The sequence below is a fragment of the Candidatus Pelagibacter bacterium nBUS_36 genome, assembly GCF_051201215.1.
Lineage (GTDB): Bacteria > Pseudomonadota > Alphaproteobacteria > Pelagibacterales > Pelagibacteraceae > Pelagibacter.
The window spans coordinates 258,427-279,614 of record NZ_CP172839.1 but is presented as its reverse complement, the minus strand read 5'-3'; the positions used below and the strand labels follow the sequence as shown (position 1 = coordinate 279,614).

Here is a 21,188-nt window from a genome sequence, read left to right as displayed (position 1 = left end):
ATGTCAGATACAGGGATTTTTTGGATAAGAGATGATTTTAGAATAGAAAATAATCCCGCATTGTCATTTGCAACTCAACATCATGACAATGTAATTGCTTTATTTATCTATAATAATAAAAATTTTGATAATCAAACTGAAGCACAAAAATGGTGGGTTTCAAAATCCTTAGAAATTTTTAAAACAGACTTATCAAAATATAATATTAATCTTCAAATAGTTAATGGTGATGAATTGGATGTTTTCTCTAAGATCAAAAAAAAAGATAATCTTACAATATATTGGAATAAAGTTTACGAACCAGATGTAATTGCTAAAGGAAAAAAAATTAGAGATGTTTTTATAAAAAATGAAATCAATTTCAAATATTTCAAAGGAAATATTTTAAATGAATTTCAGGAAGTAACCAAAAATGATGGAACGCCCTTTAAAGTATTTACTCCCTTTTGGAGAACTGCTGAGCAAAAATATTTAAGTTTAGCTCCTACTAAAAATTATATTGTTAAAAAAAAGACTAAAGAAAAAACTTTTTTTAAGAACTGTATTGAGCCAAAAAATATTTTACCTAAAAAAGATTGGTATAAAAAATTTGATAAATACTGGAAAATTTCTGAGAGTAATTCTAAAAAAATCTTAAATGATTTAATAGAGAATAAAATTAAAGATTATGGAACTACAAGAGATATTCCATCTGTTGAGGGAACTTCAAAACTTTCACCTTATATTAAACACGGTCAAATTCATGTAACAAGTATTTGGAAAAAATGTAGTGAAATTAAATCTAAAGGAATTGGTTACAGAAAATATATTAATGAACTTGGATGGAGAGAATTTTCACATAGTTTAATTAATTATTTTCCAGAATTTTTGAAAGGTAATTATAGAAAAGATTTTGATAAATTTCCTTGGGTCAAAAATGATAAATATCTTAAAGCATGGAAAACAGGAATGACTGGTTATCCAATAGTTGATGCAGGTATGAGAGAATTATACGAAACTGGCTGGATGCATAATAGAGTTCGTATGGTAGTTGGATCTTTTTTGGTTAAACATTTGAGAATTAATTGGACTGAAGGAGAAAAACATTTCAGAAATTGTTTGTTAGATTTTAATAAAGCAAATAATGTTGCGCAGTGGCAGTGGGTTGCCGGTTGTGGTGCGGATGCTGCACCTTATTTTAGAATTTTTAATCCGATTCTACAGGGAGAAAAATTTGATAAAGAAGGACTTTATGTAAAAAAATGGGTGCCAGAATTAGATAAAGTACCAAGTAAATTGGTTCATAAGCCTTGGGAAATGGAATTAAAATACCAACAAGCGATTAAAACAATTATTGGAAAAGATTATCCACAACCAATAGTTATTCATGAAAAAGCTAGGGCCTCTGCCCTAGAGGCCTTTAAGACCTTAAAAAAATAATCAACAAATAGACTAATTACCAATAAAATGATGAATTATTGTTCTATTTTGAGCGTTTAGCCTATGTTCAAATAAATATAAGCCTTGCCATGTACCTAGCAACAACTCACCTTCTCTAATACTTAGTGAAATTTGATTATTGGTCAATGCAGACTTGATGTGCGCAGGCATATCATCTTTTCCTTCAGTGTTATGGATATACAGTTTGTTGTCCATAGGAGCTAATTTATCAAAATATTTAATTAAATCAGTTTGAACATCTGGATCAGCATTTTCTTGCACAATTAAAGATGCACTGGTGTGCTGAATACTTAAATTAAGTATTCCATTTTTAAAATTGTGTTTGTTAATCCATTTAATTGTTTGATTAGTAAATTCATATAATTTTTGACCACTAGTATCAATTTGGAGATTATAAAATTCTTGTTTCATTAATGTTATTTATTGAAGTTAACTCATACAAACGGCTAATAGTACGTTTAAATGGTTTTTCTAACAACTTTGATGAGGTAAATTCATCAAGGTTTTGATTTGCTGTAACTGATATTGGAATGTTTTTGTCATAAATTACATCTAATAAAGTTATGAAACGTTGTTGTTGATTTGAATTAGTTTCATCAAATTGTGGTATTTGATCTATTACAATAAATTTACAATTTTTAATAATTTCTAAATAATCCTCTGCACCTAAGTTTTGATCACATAGATTTTTAAAATTAAATCTAGCAACTCCTTCATAAAAATTTTCTATTTTAAAATCTCTACCTTTGACATTGATTGTTTTTAACGAATGTTTTTTATCTTTTGTAATGGTTCTAAAAAATTTATTTATTTTAAAATTAGTTTCTTGATTAAGTGGATAAAAATATCTTTGTTTTTGATTATTGTTTGATTTTCTATAATCATCTTCAATCTTAAGTTCACATTCTATAGAATCCTGTTCCATAATTTTAATAAAAGGTTTAAATTGATCCCTTTGAAGACCGTCTTTATATAATTCAGAGATTTTAGTATTAGAAGTTACAATAATTTTAATATCTTCCTTAAAAATTTGATCAAACAATTTTCCTAAAATCATTGCATCCACTATATTTGTAACCTGAAATTCATCAAAATAAATTAGTGAAGCTTTTGATTTTAAATTTTTTACGAAATGATTAATTACATTTTCTTCTTCTTTTCCTTTTTTTTCATGAACAAAATCGTGGAAGTTTAACATAAACTCATTAAAGTGGAGTCTTAACTTTTTTTCATTTATGTGGTCAAAAAAAAAATTTAAGATCATTGTTTTACCTACACCAACTTCACCATAAAGATAAAAACCTTTTTGAGACAATTTTTTTGAAAACATTTTTGAAAAATAGGATTGAAAATTTCCTTGGTAGTATTGCTCCAATCTCTTAACAACCTGTATTTGATTTAAATTAACTTCTAATTCTTGATTGTTACAGAAAGATATAAATTCGTTTTGAAATTTTTTTACCATTAATCTTTTTTTGTTTTAAAATCGATACCATATTCTGATCTAGGACCTTTTCGTAAACCAAAAGGACCAGGAATAAAAATTGTCATCGGTTTTGTACCTTCTTTTAAGTCTACTCTATGATGGGCATTTGCTGAACGAAAACCAATATATCCTGGCTTTCTCCAAAATTTGCCTTTTTTAGTAGTTTCCCAATAACCTCCTCTTAAAATTATAGTAATATATGGACATAAATGATTGTGTACACCATCACCATGATCATCTGCCAACATTTCATGTATTAAAACATTAAAAGGAAACCATTTTGGTCTATATCTGAACAAAACATAATATCTGTTTAACCAAGGTTTAGCCTCATCATATCTTGAATGTGAAGGACCTCTATCTAAAACAATTTTTTTTCTACCGATCTTATCAAGAAATTTTAAGATCATGTTTAATTATACTGAATAATAGATCCATTTTTAATTACATATAAATTGTTTTGAAAAATAAATGGTTCAGAAATTAAATTTTTAGCAATAACCTTTGTTTCAACAACATCTCCTAGTTCCAAGTCAACTATTATCATTTTTCCATCACTATTTGTTAGATATAAATTCTTATTACCTATTACAAATCCTATTGGGGTTACTTTCTTTTTTTTCTTTTCTTTGTATTCTTCATAAAGGTAAGAAACTCGCACTATATTTCCTGTGTTTTTTTCAGTTATAAACAAATAACCTTCGTTAGAGACCGTAAAAATTAAATTACCACTTATCACTGATTGAATATTTGAGTTTATTTTATTAGCCCAATTTATAATTCCTGTTTTAACATTAATCGAATAAAACTCACTTTTATTATTTGAAAAAAAAATAGAATTTCCATCTGATACTAATTTAGAAATTTTGAAATTATATGTTTCGTTAACAATGCTGCTACTTTGAGTGGGAAGTTGCCAAGTGATTAAACCCGTGTCAATATCTACCGCTGTAATATCTCCTAATGAATTACTAAAAATCACCATATCTTCAATTATGATCAAGGAATATTTAGAGTCTGAAATTGTAAATGAATCTTCAGTTTGTAAATTCCAACATTCAGAGCCATCACTAATATTATAACATCTTAATGTGTTTTTATAATCAACTGCAAAAATTTTATTTTTGTTTTTTTTAATGTCTGAGTTAAATGGATATTTTAAATTTTTTGACCAATTTAACTCTTTAGTACTAAGATTTATAGAGTAAAATTTTGAAATACTATCAGAAACTAATAAATCTTTGTTTGTAATTAAAAAATTCAATTTTGGATTTAATTTTTTTTCAGTCTTAGAATAATAATTTTTACTCCAGGAGACTTTGTGCTTTTCATTATATTCGATTATAGAACCTTTTTTATCAAAAAATATCAAACCATTGTCAAAAAATGCAGGTTTTAAACCTAATTGGTTGAAACCATTTAATTTAGAAAATTTATAACTTCCAACTTTATTTAATAGTCCCTCGTAATTTTGTGAACCAAAATTATTCTTATCATCAATTATTTTGTTGTTTAAAACAATGTTACTTAGATCTAATTTTAAATCAGAATTAAACTCTTTCTGTATCACATTATCTTTGGTAAATACTTTTGTGATATTTTGCTGATCTTCTAGTTTTACCTCTTCTTTTTTCCAATTAAGAGGATTTTTGTTTAATGAACAATTGTTTAAAAATAAAAAAAAAAGGCTATTAATGCTATCTTATTCACTCAAATCTCTATTTAATCTTTTCTCTGCCTGCAGCTTTATATCTGAATTTGAAATTTCTAAACTGATTATTTGATTGAAAAATTCTTTAGATTTTTGTTTTTGATCTTTTGCATAAAAATACTCAGCCATTAAATATAATGCATGAGACTTCCAAACACTTTTGGAATTAATTAATGGATTTAAAATATTTAATAAATCCCCTTCTTGTGCTTGATCAGCATTAAAAAGAGCCTTTTTGTATATAATCAAATTTTTTATTTCTTCATCCAGTGATGTTTTTTCAATTATTACATCAAACAAACTATTAATCTCATCTTGATCAATGATCAATTTATTATCAATAATAAAATATAAAGATAATGGTGAATATGTTGGATCTTGTTTATTTATGATTTCTACTAAACTTTTAACAGTTCTATCTTTAGTGTTCTCTGAATGTGTTAAAGTTATAAGATTAAATTTATTAGAAATCTTTTTTTTTTGGTTAGTTTTATATTTATCAAAACTGTAAGCGCTACCTAAAAAAATAACTAAAATTAATATCACTGAAATTAATTTTTTTTTGTTCTCAACTAAGAAATTTCTAATTTTTTCATTTCTTGTATTGCTATTTATAATTGAAACATCTTCATCCATAACTAAATCATATTCCTTAAAACGTACTGGAGTATACCTCCATTTTTATAGTATTCTAATTCATTTTTAGTATCAATTCTGCATAAAGTTTTAACTTTTTTAATATCTCCTGAAGCATATTTAATTTCTATTGTTACTTCATCGGATGGATTAATACCTTTTTCAACGTCAAGAACACTTATTAATTCTGAGCCAATAAGATTTAAGTTTTTTCTATTAATTTCATTTGTAAATTGTAATGGTAAAATTCCCATTCCAATTAAATTTGATCTATGAATACGCTCAAAACTTTCAGCAATTACTGTTTTAACACCTAATAATTTTGTTCCTTTTGCAGCCCAATCTCTTGAGGAACCAGTGCCATATTCTTTACCACCAATGACTACTAAGTCTGTTCCTCTTTTTTTATATTCAACAACAGCATCATAAATAGGCAGCTCTTTTTCTTCTGGATATATTTTTGTAAAGCCACCTTCTGTTCCTGGTGCCATTTCATTTCTAATTCTAATATTTGCAAATGTGCCTCTCATCATTACTTCGTGATTTCCTCTTCTTGAACCATAAGAGTTATAGTCTTTTGGAAGTATTTGATGCTCCATAAAATATTCTCCAGTTGGACTTTCTTTTTGAATATTTCCTGCTGGTGAAATGTGGTCTGTAGTAACCATATCTCCTAAAATTAACAAAGGCCTTGCATCTTTAATTGCTTTAAATCCTTCTGGCTCATCTGGTAAATTGTCAAAGAAAGGAGGTTTTTTCACATAAGTTGACCCCTCGTCCCAACTATAAATACTACTTTCCTCTGTTTTAATTTTTTGCCATTGGCTAGGACCTTCTGAAACATTTGAATATCTTTGGATGAACATTTCTGCATTTAAAGATTGTTTTAAAGTGTCTTCAATTTCTTTATTTGATGGCCAAATATCTTTCAAATAAACTTCATTTCCATCTTTATCTTTTCCAAGTGCGTCTTTATATAAATCAACTTCCATATGACCAGCAATTGCGTAAGCAACAACCAATGGTGGAGATGCTAAGTAATTGGCTTTAATGTGAGGAGAAATTCTTCCCTCAAAATTCCTATTTCCAGATAAAACAGATACAGCATAAATATTTTCTTTTTGGATTGCTTCCACTATATTTTCAGGTAATGGACCTGAATTTCCAATACAAGTTGTGCAACCATAGCCCACCAAATTAAAACCTAATTTATCTAAATAAGTATTTAGTTCAGCTTTTGCTAGATAATCCGTCACTACTTGTGATCCAGGCGCTAGAGAAGTTTTGACCCAAGGTTTTACTTCTAATCCTAATTCAACGGCCTTTTTTGCAAGCAAACCAGCTCCAATTAAAACATTTGGATTTGATGTGTTGGTGCAAGAAGTTATTGCTGCAATTAATATTGAACCATCTTTTATTTCATAATCAGTATTTAAAACCTTTGAGATTGAATGATCTTTTTTATTTGTTGCATCTTCTAAAACTTTTTTAAATGAAGTTGGTGCATCTGTTAATAGAACTTTATCCTGTGGTCTTTTAGGCCCAGAAATAGTTGGGACTACTGTAGACATATCTAATGAGATAGTGTCTGTAAATTCTATTTCACTACTAGTCCATAATCCTTGTTCTTTTGCATATTGTTCAACAACATCAACTGTATGTTGATCTCTTCCAGAAAATTTCAAATATTTTAAAGTTTCATCATCAATTGGAAAAAATCCACAAGTAGCACCATACTCTGGAGCCATATTTGCAATCGTTGCTCTATCAGCAAGAGTTAAATTTTTTAAACCTTCGCCATAAAATTCTACAAATTTTCCAACTACACCTTTGTCTCTTAACATTTTGACTACTGTTAAAACTAAATCAGTTGCAGTCGTTCCTTCAGGCATTTTATTTTTAACTTCAAATCCTATTACCTCGGGAATTAACATGGATATTGGTTGACCAAGCATTCCAGCTTCAGCTTCAATGCCTCCAACACCCCATCCTAATACAGATAATCCATTCACCATTGTTGTATGACTGTCAGTACCGACTAAAGTATCTGGGAACAAATATTCTTCTCCTTTAAATTCTTCAGACCAAACTACTTTTGACAAATACTCCAAATTAACTTGGTGGCAGATTCCAGTGCCAGGAGGAACTATTCTAAAATTATTAAATGCTTGTTGTCCCCATTTTAAAAATGAATATCTTTCTCCATTTCTTTCAAATTCAATATCTACATTATTTTCAAAAGAGTCTGATTTTGCTGATTGATCCACTTGAACAGAGTGATCGATTACAAGATCTACAGCTGATAAAGGATTGATAGTATTCGGATCTTTATTTTTATCTTTTACAGCCTCTCTCATTGCAGCAAGATCTGCTACAGCTGGAATACCTGTATAATCTTGTAATAAAACTCTTGCTGGTCGATAAGCAATTTCTGTGTTTGATTTTTTTGACTTTAACCATTCTTTGATTGAATTAATTTGATTTTTATTGACTGACAAATCATCTTCATATCTTAATAAATTTTCCAGAAGAACTTTTAAAGATTTTGGTAATCTCGAAATTCCATCAAGCCCATTTTTTTCAGCTTTTTTAAGTGAATAATATTTATAATTATTATCACCAATAGATATATCGGATAGTGAATTGAAAGAATTTTTTGTTCCTGGTTTCATATTTTTTTTTAGTAATAAAAAGTTGCAATGCAACTTAATAGGAGCGTTGACATAACATAATTAAACCATTTAATAAATTTCTCATTTGTCGCGAATTTCCTCATAAATTTTCCTAAAATAGTCCAAAATATAATACTTATAATCGCAAATAAAAAAGCAACCCCTAACATCCATAGAGAATAAGTCATAAAGTTAATGCCTGATTCTGTGTAAGTTGATACAGCTATCACAGCAACGATTACTCCTTTGGGATTTAAAAATTGATATAAAAAAGTTTCAACAAAACTTACTGGTTTAAGATTGTCTTTTTTGTCTGAAGATTTTGAAAATGAAATTTTGTAAGCAAGATAAATTAAAAAAATTGTTCCAGTACCAATTAAAAATTTTTGAATGATGGGATAAATATTAAAGATATTAATTAATCCAAAGTTAACGATTGCTAACATTGTTGTAAAACCAAAAATAACACCAAGCATTAAAGGAATTGATTTTTTTATTCCATGATTAAATCCAGAATGAGAAGCAACAACATTATTTGGGCCAGGTGAACAGCTAGTTACAAACATAAACAAAGAAAGTGACAATATTTCTGGATGCATTCTTATGCTATTGGTAAACCATTCTCTGATTTTTGAGATGGATGAACTAAAATTACTTTACCTTCTTTATCAATTGAACCCAAAATAAGTACTTGGGAAACCACTCCAGCAATATTTTTTTCAGCAAAATTACATACACCAATTACCTGTTTACCTTTTAAATTTTCTTCATTGTAGTAATGAGTAATTTGAGCTGAAGATTGTTTTATTCCAATCTCATCTCCAAAATCAACTTCTACAACCAATGAAGGTTTTCTAGCTTTTTCATTTTTTTTTACGGAAATTACTGTTCCTATTCGGATGTCTACTTTGTCAAATATATTAAAGGTAATTTGTTCTTTCATATATTTAATATATAATAATTGCTAAATATGAGTACAGAAAATAATTCAGAGCTATTGTTTGATCATTCAGTTAGGATTTTAAAGGACTTAATAGCCTTTAAAACTATTTCTGGACAAGATAACAGCTCATTAATTGATTATTGTGATGAGATTTTAAAAAAACTTGGCGCTACATCTTTTCGAACTTATGATAATGAAAAAAAAAGAGTTAATCTATTTGCGACTCTTAAAGCTAAAAATTCAAAAACCAAAAAACCAATAATTCTATCAGGTCATACTGATGTTGTTCCAGTTTCAAAAGGTTGGAGCACAGATCCTTTTATTGCAACGGTTAAAGGAGACAAGTTATATGGAAGAGGTGCATGTGACATGAAAGGATTTATTGCATGTGCTCTAGCATATGCGCCTATTTACTCTGAATCAAATTTAGATAGAGATATTCATTTTTCATTTACATTTGATGAGGAAACAGCGTGCCAAGGAGCGCCTGTATTAATAGAAGAATTAAAAAAAAGAGATATCAAAGATGGCATTTGTATAATTGGTGAACCCACTAATATGAAAATTATTGATGCTCATAAAGGATGTTATGAATACACAACTTATTTCAAAGGTTTAGCAGGACATAGTTCAGCACCTCACAAAGGTGTAAGCGCTGTTGAGTATGCTTCAAAATATGTCAATAAATTAATTGAACTTAGAGAAAAACTTAAAAGTAGAGCGCCAAAAGACTCTATTTTTGATCCACCACATTCTACTCTTTCTATTGGTGGTGTATTTGGTGGTATTGCTCACAACGTAATAGCAGATAAATGTCATGTTAATTGGGAAACAAGACCAGTAGTTAAAGAGGATGGTGTATTTTTAAACCAAGAAATAGACAAATATGCAAATGAAGTGTTGCTACCTGAAATGAAAAAAGTTTTTTCAAATGCTTCAATTGAAAAAGATATTATTGGTGAAATAGTTGGTTTTGATAGAGTAAATAAATCAGAAGCTTGTGAACTAATTTCAAGTTTAACAGGAGATAATTCTAGACAAGTTGTTTCATTTGGAACTGAAGCAGGTTTATTTCAAGAAATTGGAATTAGTACTGTTGTGTGTGGCCCAGGATCAATTGACCAAGCTCATAAAATTGATGAGTTCATTATTTTAGATGAACTTAAGAAATGTTTGAATTTACTTGATGGAATTAAAGTAGAGTCAGTTCTAAATTAATAAATTGTTTACCAACGCAAAGTAAATTATAATTTCAATATGTCTAAAAAAGATCTCAGAGATATGGTTGGATATGGCTCTAAGGATAAAAAGATTAAATGGCCTAATAATGCAAGAATAGCTGTTCAAATAGTTTTAAATTATGAAGAGGGAGCAGAAAATTGTGTTTTAAATGGTGACAAAAATTCAGAAGTTTTTTTATCTGAAATTATAGGTGCTCAACCAGTTAAAGGAAGACATATTAATATGGAATCTCTTTATGAATACGGCTCGCGTAGAGGATTTTGGAGATTGCATAAAATATTTAAAGAAAAAAAAATTCCAGTAACCATTTTCGGAGTTGGGATGGCTTTAGCCAAAAATCCTCAAATATGCAAAGCATTAATGAGTTCAGATTATGAAGTTGCCTCTCATGGATGGAGATGGATCGATTATCAAAACATTAAAAAATCTGAAGAAAAAAAACATATGAAAATGGCAATTAAAAATCATAAAATAATATTTGGTGAAAGACCTTTAGGTTGGTACACAGGAAGATGTAGTCCAAATACCAGAGATTTAGTTTTTGAAGATGGTGGTTTTTTATATGATAGTGACGCATACAGTGATGACTTACCTTATTGGGAAATAAGAAATAAAAAGAAACAACTAATTATTCCCTATACACTTGATAACAATGATATGAGATTTGCAACAAACCAGGGATTTAATACAGGTGACCATTTTTATTCATACTTAAAAGACAGTTTTGACGCATTGTATGAAGAAGGTAAAACTCATCCAAAAATGATGTCTGTAGGATTGCATTGTAGAATAATTGGCAAACCTGGAAGAGTACAAGCTTTAAAAAAATTTCTAAACTATATAAAAAAACATAAAAATGTATGGATATGTAAAAGAGTTGATATAGCTAAACATTGGATTAAAAACTATTCTAAATAATGTCAAAAAAAATAACATTTACAAACGGACTAATTGATCTAGCTCAACCTAGATTAGGTTCAAAAGTTATATTTAGAACAGATGATTTTTTTGCATCTGCAGATAGAATTATTAACCCCTCTGCACCTGTATTTAAAGAGGGATTATTTGATAAAAATGGTAAATGGATGGATGGTTGGGAGTCGAGAAGAAAAAGAACTCCTGGTCATGATTATTTAATTATCAAATTAGGTAGACCTGGATCAATTTCAAAAGTTAATGTTGATACTTCTCATTTTAATGGAAATCAACCTTCAATGATTTCTATTGATGCCTGTTATTCAAAATCAAACAATATTCAAAATTTTAAATGGAAATCATTACTTGGTAAAAAAAAGACTAAAGCAAATAGTCCTCATATTTTTAAAACTTCTTCTAAGTCAGTTTTTACACATATTAAATTAAACATATTTCCAGACGGCGGTGTTGCAAGACTAAGACTTTATGGAAATATATCTAAAGAAAAAAATGATTTTGGAAATAAAACAATTAATCTTGCTTCTCTTTTAGACGGAGCATCAGTCATTGCTTGTAATAATGAACATTTTGGCAAGGCTGAAAATATTTTAGCCCCAGGAAAAGCAAAAAATATGGGAGATGGTTGGGAAACTAGAAGAAGAAGAGATAAAGGATTTGATTGGTTAATATTAAATTCTATTGATGGTGAAAAGATTAATAAGATTGAAATATCAACTCATCATTTTAAAGGAAACTTTCCAAGTCATTGCTCTTTACAAGCAGCATATATAACAAAAAAAAAATCTTCGTCTTCAATTGTCAATGATTCAAATAAATGGAAAACTTTAATGAACAAAACTATATTAAAGGCAAATAAGACACATACTTTTAGGAATGTATTAATGAAAAACGATAAAATAAACTTTATTAAGATTAATATTTTTCCTGACGGAGGTATCTCTAGATTTAGAATTTTTGGTAAAGCTAAATAATGAATATTACAATTACCCCAAAAAAAATCACTAAACAAAATTTTTCTAAGTTTGGAGATATGATTACAACAGATGGTATTAATCCAATAGAAATAAATGAAGGCTTTGCAAAAAGATTTGATGGTATAGCTAATCTTAATACCTCTAAAGATAATGGAGAGACAACTATTTGTATTTTTTCAGCCCTTAAAAGAACTTTTCCAATGAAAATAGATATGATGGAAAAACATCCTTTAGGTAGCCAAGCATTTATTCCAATGAAGCCAACTACCTTTTTAGCATTTGTTGCTCCTGCAGGTGACAAACCTGATTTAAACAAAGTTGAGTCTTTCATTGTTCCACCTGGCATAGGTGTTAATTATAATGCAGATATATGGCATTTTCCTTTAATCTCTACTGAAGATATGAATTTCTTGGTTGTTGATAGAAAAGGATCTGGTGACAATCTTGTTATTAAAAATTTTGATAAAGAAGAAATAGTTTTAAAATACTAAAGCCCGCTACATTTCTGCAACGGGCTTTAACTTAATTTGTTTTTTATCTTTTAGATATTGCTAAGTGAACTGCAGCACCTAATGATGCTCCAATTATCCATGCATAACCTCCACCGCCACCTAAGTTAGCGAAGAAGTCACCTAAACCTAAAACTAAGATGTTTGGCCAAACAGTTCCCACTGCAATATAGCCTGATAGTACCCAAGCTAAAATTGCTTTGTGGTTAAAACCACCACTGTAATGATATTTAGCTTTAGCGCTAGCATCAAACAATGCATCAACATCTAATTTTTCTTTTTTAATGATATAATAATCAGCAATCATAATACCAAATACTGGGGCTAGAATTGCACCTAAAGTATTAACAAATGGAAATAATCCCATTTGAGTAATAACAGCAACCCACATACCACCAATTACAAAACCAAAACCAGCAGTAATCAAACCACCTGTTTTAAAGTTAATCTTATCTGGCATTAAATTAGCTAAGTCATATGCAGGAGGTATAAAGTTTGCAACCATGTTAATACCAACTGTTGCAGCAAAGAAAGCAAATGCAGCAATAATTGTTAATCCTAGGTTATCTACTTTAGCTACCATATCTGTTGGACTTGCAACGTATTCACCGAAAATAGCGATTGTTCCACCAGTAATCATTAAAGTAATAAAAGAGAATAAGATCACGTTTCCTACTAATCCCCATAGGTTACCTTTTCTCATTTCATCTTCATTCTTAACAAATCTAGCAAAGTCACCGAAATTGATTACAACCGCAGCGAAATATCCAACCATAATTGAAAATACAGCTAAGAAAGCTCCAAATGATCCTAAACCTTCAAAACCACCAGTTCTTTCACCACCAGAGAATATAGTTCCAACTTCAGAAAATAATCCTCCTCCAGCTTTAGCCCAGATAACTATCATTAATAATATCATAACTGCATAAACTGCAGGACCTGCGAAGTTTAAAAATCTCTTTACAAGGTCGACACCTTGCCAAAATAAATAAACTTGGAAAGCTGATACAAATATAAATGAAACCCACATAACACCTGTCATGCCAAGAAACATAACTTTACCTTCCATTCCTGTAATTCCAGTAATTAGAAGTGCTACAGCAGTTGATGCTGCATAAGTTTGTGCTCCATACCAAAACATTGCAACAAGGCCTCTAGCCATTGCTGGAAAGTTTGCTCCAAATACACCCATACTGACACGAGCGAATACTGGATATGGAATTCCATGTTTTACACTTGGTTTACCTGATAAATTTACAAGCCACATTATAAAAAATCCTGCAAGAATTAATGCAGCAAATACAGCCCAACCATTTAGTCCTGACGCTAAGAATAAAGATGCTGCCAAAGTATAACCAAATAAACTTTGAACATCATTAGCCCACACGTTAAAGATTTCGAACCATCCCCAATTTTTTTTAGCTTTTGGAGTTGGTGCTAAATCTGAGTTGTAGAGTTTTGACGATCTACTCATATTTTTCTCCCTTTTTTTTGTTACAGGTTGAAGTAATTTTTTTAATTACATCATCCTATTCTGCGACAGTATGTACTTTGAGTAATAACTGTAAACAAAAAAAATTCTTACAAACGTCTAAAATTGATCAATTAGTAGGAAAAACCTATTCTGAACACAAAGTAAGTCTGATTTTTAATTATTTAAGATTATTCGTTCCAACCGCTTACTGACTTAACTTCCAGGTATTCTTCAAGACCATATTTGCCAGCTTCACGACCGATACCAGAATGTTTATAACCTCCAAAAGGGGCATCGGGCGCAGGACCTGCACCGTTAATATCAACCATTCCTGATCTTAATTTTTTTGCAACACGATTTGCTTTTTTATGATCTTGGGTTTGAATAAAATTTAAAAGTCCGTAAGGAGTATCATTTGCAATTGCAACAGCCTCTTCTTCTGTTTCAAAAGGTATAATTGATAAAACTGGTCCAAAAATTTCAGTTCTTGCAATTTGCATTTGATTATTAACATCTGCAAAAGCAGTAGGTTTAACAAAATATCCTTTATCTAAACCATCTGGTTTACCAATTCCTCCAGCAACTAGTTTTGCACCTTCGTCAATTCCAACTTGAATTAAAGACTGAATTTTTTCAAATTGAGCTTTAGATACCACTGGTCCTATATGATCACCTTCTTTTGTTGCGACATCAACTTTCATTGAATTAGCAAAATTTTTAACTCTTTCGACTGCTTCATCATACATTGATTTTTCTACCAACATTCTTGTTGGTGCATTACATGATTGACCTGTATTTCTAAAACATCTTAAAGCACCTCTCTCAACAGCCTCAGCGTCAGCGTCTTTAAATATAATATTTGCACCTTTGCCACCTAATTCTAGGCTAACTCTTTTAAAATCTTTTGACGCATTTTCAGAAATTAAAGCACCAGCTCTTGTAGAGCCTGTAAACGAAATCATATTTACATCTGGATGGCTTGTTAATGCATTTCCTGTAACAGCACCGTCTCCATTAACTAAATTAAAAACACCTTTGGGTAACTTAATCTCATCAATCATTTCAGCCAATATTATTGATGATAAAGGAGAAATCTCTGATGGCTTCAAAACCATTGTACAACCACTAGCTATTGCTGGGATTACTTTTAAACAAGTCTGGTTCATTGGCCAATTCCACGGTGTAATTAATGCACAAACTCCTTTTGGTTCATGAATTATTTTACAATTAGGAGCATGTTCTCCAAGGTTTTCTTCAAAATTATATTCTTTTAAAACTTTTATAAATGTTTTGATATGACTTGCACCAGTTCCTGCTTGAAGTTGAGTTGAGAAATCTATTGGCGCTCCCATTTCAAGTGATATTGCTTTTGCCATATCAGCCCATCTTTTTTTATAAACATCATATAGAGCTTCTAAATATTTTAATCTTTCTTCTTTTGATGAAAAAGCCCAAATTTCAAATGCTTTTGTTGCAGCACTTACTGCGTCATTCACATCTTCTATACCACCTAAAGATATAACTGCACATTCCTCTTCTGTTGATGGATCAATTACTTTTAAATCATTAGGTTTTTTTGGAGAAACCCATTCACCATTAATATAAAAATTTTTTTTATCTAACATATTTTTGAAATTATCCTTTCTTTATGATTTTGCAAATAGATTTGTGAGCTCATAAACAATAGTTGCTGCAGCTAATGAGGTAACCTCTGCATGGTCATATGCAGGAGAAACTTCAACTACATCAGCAGAAACTAAGTTTAATCCCGAAAGTCCTCTTAAAACATTGACCATTTCTCTTGTAGTCATGCCAGCAATTTCCGGAGTACCTGTTCCTGGAGCAAAGGCAGGGTCAAGCACATCAATATCTATTGATAAGTATAAAGGATTATCACCTACTCTTTTCTTAATTCTTTCGGCAATTTTATCTGTTCCTTCAGTTTGAAATTCATCACAATGAATTATCTTAAACCCAAAACCTTCATCATTTTTAATATCATCCCTACTATAAAGTGGACCTCTAATACCAACATGCATTGAAGCATCATCTAAAAATAATCCCTCTTCTCTTGCTCTTCTAAAAGGAGTTCCATGTGTGTAAGGTGCACCAAAATAAGTATCCCAAGTGTCGAGGTGTGCATCAAAATGGACTAATGCAACTGGTCCATTACATTTCTTATTAATTGCTCTAAGAAGCGGAACTGCAATTGTGTGATCACCACCTAAACTAATTATACCACCTACTTTATTTAATAAATCTGTTGCACCAACTTCAATCTGTTTTATTGCTTCATCTATACTAAAAGGGTTGCATGTAATATCTCCAGCGTCAGCTACCTGCTGAACCTTAAAAGGTTCCACATCATAACTTGGATGATAATTAGTTCTTAAATGTCTTGAAGCTTGACGAATACTTTGTGGACCAAATCTTGCACCAGGTCTATAACTTGTGCCTGCATCAAATGGTACTCCGACAATTGCAACATCGCAACTTTCAACATCTCTTAACTCAGGTAATCTTGCAAATGTTGATGGGCCAGCAAATCTTGGTACTTTAGTTCCGCTAACAGGTTGAACAGGATTTTTATTACGTTCTTTTTTCATTTATAAACAAATGTACCACATTCTATTTAAATCGAATATCATCTAAATTATATTTATGAAGATTTTTAAGCTGGTTTTAATATCATTTTTTTTAATAACATCTGCAAACTCTAATTCTATTTATAATCTTATTAAAATACCAAATTTAGAAATCTATGAATTAAAAACAACCAATAAACTTAAATATTTCTATGCAACAAAACCATTTAGACTGGGAGTTCAGAAGAATATTGTATGCAATAATTCAGAACAAAAGACTTACGATAAAAAATATCAAATAATATCTAAAAATTTAAATCGATATTCAAAAGAATTTTTGAAAAAGATTAATCTTAAATATATTGTCATGTGTGAAAACCTTTCTATTTCAGGAATAAATACAGCCGGAATTCCAGATCATGTAATGAAAACATTAATTATTGATCTAAAATTTAATGAAAAATATTTTGAAAGAGTAATTCATCACGAACTATTTCATATTATAAACGAAGGGTTTAAGGATTTATTTGATGAGGATGAATGGAAAAAATTTAATGATCCAAATTTTAACTATGCAGAATGCTCTACTTGTTCAAAAAAATTAGGTCTTGATACATATAAAAATACTAACGGTTTTTTTACTGAATATTCGATGACAATTCCATCAGAAGATATGGCAGAAGTATATTCACATTTAATATCTGGTAATTATAAAGTTTCAAATGATGAAATTCTTAATAAAAAAATAGAATATATTAAAGAAAAGTTAAATAAAATTGATAATACTTTTGTATTTTAAATATGATTAAAATAGTTAAAGCGTCGTTACACGAAAAGTTAATTTTTATATTTTTAATACTATTAGGAATTTTTGCTTTAAGTTTTACAATCTTGATTAAAAATAAATGCTTATTTGTAAAATATTTTGATCCACATAAAATTAATTTTGAAAACCCAACAAATATTGTTGTCCTTAATGCGGAATGTGGAAATGTTATAATTGAACTCTATCCCGATGTATCACCAAAAGGAGTTGATAGATTTAAAAAATTAATAAACTTAAAATCATATGACAATGTAGCTTTTCATAGAGTAATTAAAGATAAACTTGTTCAAGCTGGCGATCTTGAGTTTGGTAAAAAAAATCAATTAGATTATGGTAAAATTGGAACTGGAAAATCAGGTTTTGGTACTATTAAATCAGAAGTTGATGCTGAGTTTAATTTTAAAAGAGGTACAGTTGCTTTGGCAAGAACTTTAAAATATGACACTGAAGATAGTCAATTTTTTATTATTCTTGATGATGAACCGCTATTTGAAGGTGAATACACTCCTATAGGGAAAGTGATTTACGGTATAAAAGTTTTAGAAAAAATTAGATATTCTCATAGATCTGAATATGTGCTTAGACCTGATTTTATAAATACAGTTGAAATGTTTAAGTAAATATTAATTAACTAAAGGCTTGCCTGTTGCTAAAGTGTGTTTAATTCTATCTTGTGTTTGTTTGGTTTCAATTAATCGCATAAAAGCATCTAATTCTAATTTAAATAAATCTTCTTCAGTTAAAGTTTTATCAATTGTAGTGTCACCACCACTCAATACATGAGCCAATTCTTGAGCAACCTTTAATCCATGATCTAAAATAACTTTATCATTATAGAGTTTTTCTAAAATCTTATTCATTTCAGGAAGAACTACTTTTCCAGGAAGATTAAACTTTGTCTCTGATGGCGCTTTAAAATCTTTATTTTCATTTAAAATTTCTTTTGAAACTTCAAGTAAACTATTTCTATTCATAATTTTTTTATCTCCAGGTTTTAAATATTTCATTGGTTCAGCTTCAACTGGTGAAGTTGCAGTTTTTCCATAACCAATGATATCAAATACTTTAAGAGGTGCATAATTTGGATCTTTTTTGGCTTCATCAGTATCAAGCCATCTTGCTAACATTTCTTTACATCCACCTCCTGCTGGTATTAATCCAACAATAGTTTCAACTAAACCAACAACTATATTTGTATGTGAGGCTACAAAATTACTTTGAACCATTACTTCAAACCCACCACCAAGTGTCAAACCTGAAGGTGCTGAGATTACTGGATGTTCAGAATACTTTAAATGTTTGCATGTTTTTTGGAAATATTTAATAAATTTTTCAATAGATTTAAAATCACCTTTGTCTGCAAAATCCATTGTATAAGTTAAATTTACTCCAGCAGAAAATTGCATACTTTCGTTAATGATAATTAGCGGTTTATCAGTTGCCTTTTTAAGAGCGTCCATTGAATCGTAATCAAGCGCATTAGCTTTAGTTGTAAATTCAACAATATTATAGTCATTAAAATGATAAATCTGCGCTGAATTATTTCCATCAACACTAACAGCTTTTTTCTTAACTTTTCCTAAAGTTTCAATTTCAGTATATTTTTGTCTTGAACCATAAAAATCTTGGTTTTTACTTTTAGATAAATTTTCTAAAAATTCATTTCCTTTATATTCATCAACTTTATTAAAAAAGTTTTCAACACCAATTTCTTCTAACATTTCAAATGGACCTTTTGCCCAGTTAAAACCTAATCTCATTGCTTCATCAATGTCATTAAAATCTTTGGTAATATCAGGGACTAAAGAAGAAGAATATTTTATAATTTTTGAAATAACCGACCAAGCATATTCACCAAATTTATCATCCCTTGAAATCAAAGAATTTAAATCAACCATATCAGATCCAATATTAATTTTTTGACTTTTTGAATACTCACCAGTTTCAAGATTAATTGCTTCCATAATCTTAGTTGTGCCAGTTTTATTCATTCGATAAAAACCACCCTTACCTTTTCGACCAGTAAAACCTGTTTCAATTAATTTTTTAACTAAAGGAATTTCTTTAGCTACTTCTTGAAAAGGATCATTCTCTGACAATTCTTTGACAAAACTTTTTAAAACATCTGCCATTAAATCAATTCCTATTAAATCATAAAGACCAAAGACCCCTGTCTTTGGAATTCCCATTGGTCTTCCAAAAATTGCATCTGCTTCTTCAATGCTTAATTTCATTTTAAAAGCCTCTGTCATAGCAATTTGCATTGCAAAAACACCTATTCTATTTCCTAAAAATCCTGGGGTGTCATTACAAACAATTGCTCCTTTTCCTAATTCTATTTCACAAAATTTCTTTAAAGAGTTTATTTTATCTAAATCATTATTTTCGTTTTTAACAATCTCTAATAAACCCATGTAACGCACCGGATTGAAAAAGTGAGTAATACAGAAATCCTTTTTTTCCTCTTTTGTTAATTTTTCAGATAAAACTTTAATTGGAATAGATGAAGTGTTTGATGAAACAATTGCTCCTGCTTTTCTATTTTTGAAAATTTTTTCATAAATATTATGTTTAATATCAATTCTCTCAACTACTGCTTCAACTACCCAATCTGCTTTTTTGACCACATCAAAATTATCATCAATATTACCTACTTTAATATTTTCGATTTGTGATTTATCTAACAGTAATGGTGGTTTTGACTTGAATATTCTATCTCTAGCTTTTTCTGAAATTTCAGTTGTAAGGTCTAATAATGTAACAGGTATATTTGCATTGCATAAGTGAGCGGCTATCCCACTTCCCATGGTTCCAGATCCAATAACTACAACTTTCTTAATATCCATAATTTAATATTGAAAAGAAATTTATATTGAAAAAATATAATTAAGTAAATTAATTATCTATTAATTCCTCTTAGTCTTTCAGATCTTCTTCTTAAAAGCTCTGCACTAACCAAGATTAAGGTAGACATAATAATCAAACATGTCGCAACCGCCATAATAGTTGGACTTAATTGTTCTCTTAATCCTACCCACATTTGAATTGGAATAGTAGTGTTCTCTAATCCAGCTAAAAATAGTACAACTACAACTTCATCAAATGAAGTCACAAAAGCAAATAATGCTCCTGAAATTACGCCTGGCATAATTAATGGTAATGTAATTTTCATAAATGTGTTTACTGGATTGCTTCCTAAACTTGCAGCAGCACGTGTTACACTATGATCAAAACCAGTTAAAGTTGCAGTAACAGTAATTACTACAAATGGAGTTCCTAAGATTATATGTGATAATACAATTCCTGTATGAGTTGCAGCTAAGCCAACTTTTGCCATAAAGAAAAATATCGCTGTACCCGAAATGATTAAAGGAACAATCATGGGCGAAATTAATAAAGCCATGAAAGCAGCTTTATATGGCATATACCTACTGCTTAAACCCAATGCAGCAACAGTTCCAAGAATGGTTGATCCTATTGTGGCAAAGAAAGCAATAATTAAACTATTTTTTGTTGCAAGTCCCCATGGGTTCTTAGTTCCATAAATCATGTCTTCATACCATCTTAGAGAAAACCCTTCAGGATCTAGTGCTAACATTTTTGAAGAAAAGTGGATGTATTGCTCAGCATTAAATGACAGTGGTAATATTACAAACAAAGGTGCAATTAAGAAGAAAAAAACTAAACCACAAAAGAACAAGTATGTGTAATGCCAAATTCTGTAATTTAATTGTGTATGTTTTGGTAATGCCAT

At 29.7% G+C, this 21,188-nt stretch carries 20 protein-coding genes; 7 read left to right on the top strand and 13 right to left on the bottom strand.

The window, feature by feature from the left end; translation table 11 throughout:
• Positions 1-1,419, top strand: a complete 1,419-nt coding sequence (locus ACIJYI_RS01440; protein WP_435114359.1) for a cryptochrome/photolyase family protein — start codon at positions 1-3, stop codon at positions 1,417-1,419.
• A 12-nt stretch (positions 1,420-1,431) separates the two neighbouring features.
• Here ACIJYI_RS01440 and ACIJYI_RS01435 read toward each other — a convergent pair whose 3' ends face one another.
• From ACIJYI_RS01435 to ACIJYI_RS01400, 8 genes are all read right to left on the bottom strand, one after another.
• A complete protein-coding gene (locus ACIJYI_RS01435; RefSeq protein WP_435114357.1) occupies positions 1,432-1,851 on the bottom strand; it encodes a secondary thiamine-phosphate synthase enzyme YjbQ in 420 nt (139 codons plus the stop codon).
• The gene (gene zapE, locus ACIJYI_RS01430) at positions 1,832-2,905 is read right to left on the bottom strand and encodes a cell division protein ZapE (protein WP_435114356.1); all 1,074 of its coding nucleotides are present in this window, start codon (positions 2,903-2,905) and stop codon (positions 1,832-1,834) included. The genes ACIJYI_RS01435 and zapE overlap by 20 nt, the downstream gene beginning before the upstream one ends.
• The gene (locus ACIJYI_RS01425; RefSeq protein ID WP_435114355.1) at positions 2,905-3,336 is read right to left on the bottom strand and encodes a hypothetical protein; all 432 of its coding nucleotides are present in this window, start codon (positions 3,334-3,336) and stop codon (positions 2,905-2,907) included. The genes zapE and ACIJYI_RS01425 overlap by 1 nt, the downstream gene beginning before the upstream one ends.
• A gap of 2 nt (positions 3,337-3,338) precedes the next feature.
• Positions 3,339-4,496 (bottom strand): PQQ-binding-like beta-propeller repeat protein, encoded by a 1,158-nt coding sequence (locus ACIJYI_RS01420; RefSeq protein WP_435114354.1) that lies wholly within the window; start codon positions 4,494-4,496, stop codon positions 3,339-3,341.
• 132 nt (positions 4,497-4,628) lie between these two features.
• Positions 4,629-5,273, bottom strand: a complete 645-nt coding sequence (locus ACIJYI_RS01415; protein ID WP_435114353.1) for a hypothetical protein — start codon at positions 5,271-5,273, stop codon at positions 4,629-4,631.
• A 2-nt stretch (positions 5,274-5,275) separates the two neighbouring features.
• Complete coding sequence (gene acnA / locus ACIJYI_RS01410) at positions 5,276-7,945, bottom strand: aconitate hydratase AcnA (RefSeq protein WP_435114351.1); 2,670 nt, start codon at positions 7,943-7,945, stop codon at positions 5,276-5,278.
• An 8-nt stretch (positions 7,946-7,953) separates the two neighbouring features.
• Complete coding sequence (locus ACIJYI_RS01405; protein ID WP_435114350.1) at positions 7,954-8,544, bottom strand: LysE family translocator; 591 nt, start codon at positions 8,542-8,544, stop codon at positions 7,954-7,956.
• Between the two features lie 2 nt (positions 8,545-8,546).
• The gene (locus tag ACIJYI_RS01400; protein ID WP_435114349.1) at positions 8,547-8,888 is read right to left on the bottom strand and encodes a tRNA-binding protein; all 342 of its coding nucleotides are present in this window, start codon (positions 8,886-8,888) and stop codon (positions 8,547-8,549) included.
• 27 nt (positions 8,889-8,915) lie between these two features.
• On the opposite strand from ACIJYI_RS01400, the gene argE reads away from it, so the two are divergent.
• The 4 genes from argE to ACIJYI_RS01380 are packed head-to-tail and all read left to right on the top strand — an operon-like array spanning position 8,916 to position 12,531.
• Positions 8,916-10,106, top strand: a complete 1,191-nt coding sequence (gene argE / locus ACIJYI_RS01395; RefSeq protein WP_435114347.1) for an acetylornithine deacetylase — start codon at positions 8,916-8,918, stop codon at positions 10,104-10,106.
• 39 nt (positions 10,107-10,145) lie between these two features.
• Positions 10,146-11,048 carry an allantoinase PuuE gene (gene puuE / locus ACIJYI_RS01390; RefSeq protein ID WP_435114346.1) on the top strand — a complete coding sequence of 301 codons (903 nt, stop codon included), beginning with the start codon at positions 10,146-10,148 and terminating at the stop codon, positions 11,046-11,048.
• Positions 11,048-12,037, top strand: a complete 990-nt coding sequence (alc, locus tag ACIJYI_RS01385) for an allantoicase (RefSeq protein ID WP_435114344.1) — start codon at positions 11,048-11,050, stop codon at positions 12,035-12,037. The genes puuE and alc overlap by 1 nt, the downstream gene beginning before the upstream one ends.
• Positions 12,037-12,531, top strand: coding sequence for an ureidoglycolate lyase (locus ACIJYI_RS01380; RefSeq protein ID WP_435114343.1), 495 nt, complete (start codon positions 12,037-12,039; stop codon positions 12,529-12,531). Before alc ends, ACIJYI_RS01380 begins: the two co-directional genes overlap by 1 nt.
• A gap of 43 nt (positions 12,532-12,574) precedes the next feature.
• On the opposite strand, the gene ACIJYI_RS01375 is transcribed toward ACIJYI_RS01380, so the two are convergent.
• From ACIJYI_RS01375 to speB, 3 genes are all read right to left on the bottom strand, one after another.
• Positions 12,575-14,023: an NCS1 family nucleobase:cation symporter-1 gene (locus tag ACIJYI_RS01375; protein ID WP_435114342.1), complete on the bottom strand. Its 1,449-nt coding sequence runs from the start codon at positions 14,021-14,023 to the stop codon at positions 12,575-12,577.
• 188 nt (positions 14,024-14,211) lie between these two features.
• Positions 14,212-15,648: an aldehyde dehydrogenase family protein gene (locus ACIJYI_RS01370; protein WP_435114341.1), complete on the bottom strand. Its 1,437-nt coding sequence runs from the start codon at positions 15,646-15,648 to the stop codon at positions 14,212-14,214.
• A 21-nt stretch (positions 15,649-15,669) separates the two neighbouring features.
• Positions 15,670-16,629, bottom strand: coding sequence for an agmatinase (speB, locus tag ACIJYI_RS01365; RefSeq protein ID WP_435114340.1), 960 nt, complete (start codon positions 16,627-16,629; stop codon positions 15,670-15,672).
• 55 nt (positions 16,630-16,684) lie between these two features.
• On the opposite strand from speB, the gene ACIJYI_RS01360 reads away from it, so the two are divergent.
• Positions 16,685-17,407, top strand: a complete 723-nt coding sequence (locus tag ACIJYI_RS01360; RefSeq protein ID WP_435114339.1) for a putative zinc-binding metallopeptidase — start codon at positions 16,685-16,687, stop codon at positions 17,405-17,407.
• 2 nt (positions 17,408-17,409) lie between these two features.
• A complete protein-coding gene (locus ACIJYI_RS01355; protein ID WP_435114338.1) occupies positions 17,410-18,054 on the top strand; it encodes a peptidylprolyl isomerase in 645 nt (214 codons plus the stop codon).
• Positions 18,055-18,057: 3 nt separating this feature from the next.
• Here the strand turns inward: ACIJYI_RS01355 and ACIJYI_RS01350 are convergent, their stop codons facing one another.
• Both ACIJYI_RS01350 and ACIJYI_RS01345 read right to left on the bottom strand, forming a co-directional pair.
• Positions 18,058-20,280 carry a 3-hydroxyacyl-CoA dehydrogenase NAD-binding domain-containing protein gene (locus ACIJYI_RS01350; protein WP_435114337.1) on the bottom strand — a complete coding sequence of 741 codons (2,223 nt, stop codon included), beginning with the start codon at positions 20,278-20,280 and terminating at the stop codon, positions 18,058-18,060.
• A 53-nt stretch (positions 20,281-20,333) separates the two neighbouring features.
• Positions 20,334-21,188: an ABC transporter permease gene (locus ACIJYI_RS01345; RefSeq protein WP_435114336.1), complete on the bottom strand. Its 855-nt coding sequence runs from the start codon at positions 21,186-21,188 to the stop codon at positions 20,334-20,336.

Excerpts from the sequence above, each read along its gene's own strand:
- ACIJYI_RS01440 (WP_435114359.1), top strand. The coding sequence starts at position 1 with ATGTCAGATACAGGGATTTTTTGGATAAGAGATGATTTTAGAATAGAA.
- ACIJYI_RS01435 (WP_435114357.1), bottom strand. The coding sequence starts at position 1,851 with ATGAAACAAGAATTTTATAATCTCCAAATTGATACTAGTGGTCAAAAA.
- zapE (WP_435114356.1), bottom strand. The coding sequence starts at position 2,905 with ATGGTAAAAAAATTTCAAAACGAATTTATATCTTTCTGTAACAATCAA.
- ACIJYI_RS01425 (WP_435114355.1), bottom strand. The coding sequence starts at position 3,336 with ATGATCTTAAAATTTCTTGATAAGATCGGTAGAAAAAAAATTGTTTTA.
- ACIJYI_RS01415 (WP_435114353.1), bottom strand. The coding sequence starts at position 5,273 with ATGGATGAAGATGTTTCAATTATAAATAGCAATACAAGAAATGAAAAA.
- acnA (WP_435114351.1), bottom strand. The coding sequence starts at position 7,945 with ATGAAACCAGGAACAAAAAATTCTTTCAATTCACTATCCGATATATCT.
- ACIJYI_RS01405 (WP_435114350.1), bottom strand. The coding sequence starts at position 8,544 with ATGCATCCAGAAATATTGTCACTTTCTTTGTTTATGTTTGTAACTAGC.
- ACIJYI_RS01400 (WP_435114349.1), bottom strand. The coding sequence starts at position 8,888 with ATGAAAGAACAAATTACCTTTAATATATTTGACAAAGTAGACATCCGA.
- argE (WP_435114347.1), top strand. The coding sequence starts at position 8,916 with ATGAGTACAGAAAATAATTCAGAGCTATTGTTTGATCATTCAGTTAGG.
- puuE (WP_435114346.1), top strand. The coding sequence starts at position 10,146 with ATGTCTAAAAAAGATCTCAGAGATATGGTTGGATATGGCTCTAAGGAT.
- alc (WP_435114344.1), top strand. The coding sequence starts at position 11,048 with ATGTCAAAAAAAATAACATTTACAAACGGACTAATTGATCTAGCTCAA.
- ACIJYI_RS01380 (WP_435114343.1), top strand. The coding sequence starts at position 12,037 with ATGAATATTACAATTACCCCAAAAAAAATCACTAAACAAAATTTTTCT.
- ACIJYI_RS01375 (WP_435114342.1), bottom strand. The coding sequence starts at position 14,023 with ATGAGTAGATCGTCAAAACTCTACAACTCAGATTTAGCACCAACTCCA.
- ACIJYI_RS01370 (WP_435114341.1), bottom strand. The coding sequence starts at position 15,648 with ATGTTAGATAAAAAAAATTTTTATATTAATGGTGAATGGGTTTCTCCA.
- speB (WP_435114340.1), bottom strand. The coding sequence starts at position 16,629 with ATGAAAAAAGAACGTAATAAAAATCCTGTTCAACCTGTTAGCGGAACT.
- ACIJYI_RS01360 (WP_435114339.1), top strand. The coding sequence starts at position 16,685 with ATGAAGATTTTTAAGCTGGTTTTAATATCATTTTTTTTAATAACATCT.
- ACIJYI_RS01355 (WP_435114338.1), top strand. The coding sequence starts at position 17,410 with ATGATTAAAATAGTTAAAGCGTCGTTACACGAAAAGTTAATTTTTATA.
- ACIJYI_RS01350 (WP_435114337.1), bottom strand. The coding sequence starts at position 20,280 with ATGGATATTAAGAAAGTTGTAGTTATTGGATCTGGAACCATGGGAAGT.
- ACIJYI_RS01345 (WP_435114336.1), bottom strand. The coding sequence starts at position 21,188 with ATGGCATTACCAAAACATACACAATTAAATTACAGAATTTGGCATTAC.